The sequence below is a fragment of the Mycobacterium sp. TH-M106 genome, assembly GCF_057473765.1.
This window is the reverse complement of the sequence record NZ_JBYCLE010000296.1, coordinates 1-4,708: the sequence shown is the minus strand read 5'-3', so window position 1 is coordinate 4,708 and position 4,708 is coordinate 1. Positions and strand designations below refer to the sequence as shown.

4 protein-coding genes are annotated in these 4,708 nt (G+C 70.4%); 2 read left to right on the top strand and 2 right to left on the bottom strand.

All coding sequences use genetic code 11. From position 1 onward, the window contains the following. Positions 1-274 precede the first annotated feature (274 nt). Positions 275-1,744 carry a PH domain-containing protein gene (locus AC2VOP_RS10365; protein WP_486960876.1) on the bottom strand — a complete coding sequence of 490 codons (1,470 nt, stop codon included), beginning with the start codon at positions 1,742-1,744 and terminating at the stop codon, positions 275-277. A gap of 143 nt (positions 1,745-1,887) precedes the next feature. Next, a complete protein-coding gene (locus tag AC2VOP_RS10360) occupies positions 1,888-2,385 on the bottom strand; it encodes a PH domain-containing protein (RefSeq protein ID WP_486960875.1) in 498 nt (165 codons plus the stop codon). A gap of 432 nt (positions 2,386-2,817) precedes the next feature. Here AC2VOP_RS10360 and AC2VOP_RS10355 point away from each other — a divergent pair, with 432 nt between their 5' ends. Together AC2VOP_RS10355 and AC2VOP_RS10350 are read left to right on the top strand one after the other, a co-directional pair. Further along, complete coding sequence (locus AC2VOP_RS10355; RefSeq protein WP_486960874.1) at positions 2,818-3,741, top strand: SDR family NAD(P)-dependent oxidoreductase; 924 nt, start codon at positions 2,818-2,820, stop codon at positions 3,739-3,741. 99 nt (positions 3,742-3,840) lie between these two features. Next, positions 3,841-4,708: molybdopterin molybdotransferase MoeA (locus AC2VOP_RS10350; protein WP_486960873.1), on the top strand; the 868-nt coding region annotated here is incomplete at its 3' end.

Sequence of the window (4,708 nt, the reverse complement as noted above, 5' to 3'; positions counted from 1 at the left end):
CAATTTGCTTTGCCATTGCGAAGTGATTCCTCCGGTTGCGGATGACACGTCTGTGGCCGGGTGCAGCGCCCGCGACGGACGACCGAAGGTGTCGTTGCCCTCGATCTCACCATCCCGACCTAGCACTCACTGGTCGTGAGTGCCAAAGTCATTCTTAGCACTCGCCCATGCCGAGTGCAAGGTCACCGTCCACCGATCTGCGGCCGGCAATACGGCACAGCTATCGCCGAGCGTGAACTCACTGCGAAATCAAGCGCGTTTTCTCGCAATGGTTTCACACTCGGCGAGTCCGGCCACCGACCACGCTATCCGTCGCCCACGTGCTGTCGGCCACCCACGGCGACGCCTGCGCTGCCAGCGCCCACACCCACGTGTCGGGCACGTCGATCACCTGGTAGGCCTTCACCCCGGCAGCGGTGGCCGCTGTCAGCGTGGCCACCCCGGCGCGGCGCTGAAACCAGCTCTGCCGCACGGTCCAGCCGACGATGCCGGCCGTGGCAATGCAGTCGCGGCGCCGCTGAAGGCTGCCGATGCGGGCCACCAGCCAACCCCGCTCGACGCGATGCCCGAGCGCACGCACCCGGTCGATGGCCAGCAACCCACAGCCAAGCGTTAAAACCGCCCACGCCGGCCACCACCAAACCGGGGCGCCGGCCGTCGCGGCCGCCACCGCCAACCCGACACCGAGGACGGCCGGCAGCGCCATCGCCCGGGTCCAGCGCCGGCGGGCTGCCGCTCGGCCGTGACCGTGCAGCGGCCCGCTGACTAGGCCGGCGTCGCCGACGAGCCCAGCCAGCACCGCCTCGGCGGTCGCGGCCGGGCAGGGCGGCAGCAGTATCGACGACTCACCGATGCCGTGGATCCCGGTCATCACCGCGTCCAGCCGGGCACCGCCGAGCAGGCGCACCAGCAGCGGCCGCCGCAGCGTCCCGCCGCGCAGCCGACGCATGTCGTAGTTTCGCTGACGAGTCCGCAGCAAGCCGTAGCGCAGCGCCAGCACGTCCCCGGCCGCACCGGGACGTCTTGTCAGCACCAGGTTTCCGTAGGTGAGCAGCGAACGCAGCACCGCCAACAGCATCGACGCCGCAAGCACAACAGCCACGGCGGCCGGGACGCCGAGCCGCGCGGCGGCGTCCAGGGCGGACCGGCCTACCGGCGAAGCCTGCACCGCATCCCAGACTCCGCTTTGGAAGACCACCCAGGCTGCGGCGCCGATCATCACCAGGCCCGACACACTCAGCGGGCTGTAGCGCAGCCACGACGGGTGCCACCGGGCCAGCGTCACCGAGGCGCCGACCTCGGAGCCGGGCAGCGGCGTGGATGGCTGCGAAGCCTGCGCGACCAGCAGGATCGCGCGCAGCCGCGACACGTCGCCGCTCTCGAGAGCGTCCAGCTCGAATGCCTGGTCGCCGGTGGCTTGCTGGCCCGTGCTCACCCGCAGCACCGTCAGCCCGAGCAGCCGGTGTAGCAGCCGGGCATCGGTCTGCACCGACCGGATCCGACTGCGGGGCACCGACAGCACCTTGCGGCGCAGCAGCCCGGACCGCAGCTGCAGCTGGCCCGATTCGGTATCGGGTTCGATGCGGTAGGAAGTGGTGAACCAGCGTGCCACGCCGACCGCGGCGATCACCCACAACACCGCCACGGTCCACAGCTGATTTCCGCTAGTCGAACCGAACACCACCGCCACGATCAGCAGCGGCAGCTCACGCAGCGCCTCGTGCACCGGATGCACCAGCAGCATGCGCGGACTCAACCGCTGCCAGGCCGGCGGCGCCGTCACATTGCGCCGCTCCTGCGCATCGCTTCGCTCTGCTTCGTCGCCGGCCAACGTCACATTGCGCCGCTCCTGCGCATCGCTTCGCTCTGCTTCGTCGCCGGCGCGCGTCACGTCGCGTCCTCGGCGCCCAGCGACGCGGCATCAGTCAACTGCGCGACGACCTGATTGGCCACTTCTGCGTCCAGCGCGACGATGTGCACCGCGCCCGCCGACGACGCAGTGGTGACGGTGACGTTGGCCAACCCCAGCATTCGGTCCAGCGGGCCGCGGTAGGTGTCGACCGTCTGCACCCGCGAGATCGGTGCGATGCGACGTTCCTGGACCAGCCAGCCGGTGCGGGTGTAGACCGCCTGGGGGCTGATGTCCCACCGGTGCACCCGGTACCGCCACAGTGGTGCCACGATGACGCTCACCGGCAAGCCCAGCACGGTGACGGCGGCGGCCACCCCGTGCAGCCATGTCGGCCGCGGATCGACTACGAACCACACCAGCTGCGCCACCACTAGGACCAGCCAGGGGATCGCCCCGCTCAGCGCCCACACCAGCGGCGCTTTGGTGCTGGGCAGATGGGTGGGGTCGGTCAGAGTCACCGTCACATCGGACATGCACTCAAAGGATGACCATGGAAAACGTAGCGCGCAAGCCCTGGCCTTCAGGGCCTTCAGGGCCTTCAGGCCGGGGACAAGCGTGTCTGGATTTGTCGGCGACGTCTGCTACCGTGTCGGCCACAACTGAATCCCCGGGAGAGATCCCAAGGTCACGACGTCGACCGGAGTCGGGGAAAGTAAGCAGCGAGGCCGCTGGCATTGCAGGTGTCGGCGCTTTGGAAACAGAGACAGAGCTGTTCGGCTCGAAAGCAGATAGGCCGTCGCCTACGGCGCACCGCGAACGAGCGGGCGAGACAGCAGCGCAGCCGCTGCTGGAATCCTCCGGCTTCAGCAGTGAGGAGGACGTCAAACCAGCCGCGTCCGCGTGTCATCAGCCGGTCATTACGCCGCCGGCACCCCGCCGGCACCCCGTGGGTAGGGTTTTCCGGCATGGACCCCCATGGCAGATGGACCGTGGCCGACGTGCCGGACCAGACCGGACGGGTCGTCGTCGTCACCGGCGCCAACACCGGGCTCGGCTATCACACGGCCGCGGTGCTCGCCGACCGCGGCGCCCACGTGGTGCTGGCAGTGCGCAACCTCGACAAGGGCAACGCCGCCGCCGGGCGCATCCTGGCGGCCCGTCCCAGCGCCGACGTCGCCGTGCAGGAGCTGGACCTGGGCTCGCTGGACTCGGTGCGCGCCGCCGCTGACGCGCTGCGCTCGACCCATCCGCGCATCGATCTGCTGATCAACAACGCCGGGGTGATGTACACCCCCCGCCAGACCACCGCCGACGGGTTCGAGCTGCAGTTCGGCACCAACCACCTCGGCCACTTCGCGCTGACCGGGCTGCTGCTCGACCACCTGCTGGCCGTCGACGGTTCCCGGGTGGTGACCGTCAGCAGCATGGCGCACCGCATCATGGCGGCGATCCATTTCGACGACCTGCAACTCGAACACGGCTACAACCGGGTCGCCGCCTACGGCCAGTCCAAACTGGCCAACCTGTTGTTCACCTACGAGTTGCAGCGCCGCCTGGCCGCCCAGAGCAGGCCGACGATCGCCGTCGCCGCGCACCCGGGCCTCGCCAACACCGAGCTGGCCCGCTACCTGCCGGCGGTGATCCTCCCGATGGCGAGGCTGGTTGCGCCGTGGATCTCCCAGAGCGCGGAGATGGGTGCGTTGCCCACCCTGCGGGCCGCCACCGACCCGACCGTGCGCGGCGGCCAGTACTACGGCCCGGACGGCATCGGTGAGCAGCGCGGCCACCCGAAGCTGGTGCGATCCAGCAAGCAGTCCCACGACCCGACGCTGCAGCGCCGGTTGTGGACGGTCTCCGAAGAGCTGACCGGAGTGAGCTTTCCGGTGTAGCCCGGTCCGGGCCTGACGGCGGCGACCCGGGGCACCATCCGCTTGCGGGGACTGCGCCCGGTTCCACCACGCTTGCCGATCGCCGCCGATAATGGCGGCATGCGCTCCGTCGAAGAACACCAGCGTGTCGTCGCCGGTCTGATCACCCCCCGTCCACCCACCGCGGTGCCGCTGGAACAGGCCGAGGGTCTGGTGCTGGCCGAAGACGTGACCGCGCCGATCTCACTGCCCGTCTTCGACAACTCCGCAATGGACGGCTACGCGGTGCGGGCCGACGACGTCGCCGCCGCTACACCGCAGCAGCCGGTGAAGCTGCCGGTGGCCGAGGATATTCCGGCCGGGCGCACCGACATCCCTACGCTGGCGCCGGGAACCGCGCACCGGATCATGACCGGAGCACCGATCCCGGCGGGGGCGACCGCGGTGGTGCCGGTCGAGGCCACCACGGGCGGCGGCACCGGCACCGTGGTGATCCACGGCGCCGCCGCCGAAGGCAGCCACATCCGCCGCGGTGGCAGCGACGTCACCGTCGGCGTCACGGTGGCGCGAGCCGGGCAGATCGTCAGCCCGGCGGTGGTCGGCCTGGCGGCCGCACTGGGGCTGACCCGGTTGACGGTGCGGCCCCGCCAACGCGTACTAGTGGTGTCCACCGGCTCGGAGCTGGTGACACCCGGCACCCCGTTGGCACCGGGGCAGATCTACGAGTCCAACGGGGTGATGCTGGCCGCGGCGGTGCGACAGGCGGGCGCCGCCGTGGTGGCCGCGGCCACGGTCGGCGACGACGTCGCGCAGTTCGCCGCGGTGCTCGACCGCTACGGTGCCCGCGACGGCGCGGCGGACCTGATCATCACCAGCGGCGGGGTCAGCGCGGGCGCCTACGAGGTGGTCAAGGACGTGTTCGGCCGCTCCGGCGATCAGGGGGTGGAGTTCGTCAAGGTGGCGATGCAGCCCGGCATGCCGCAGGGGA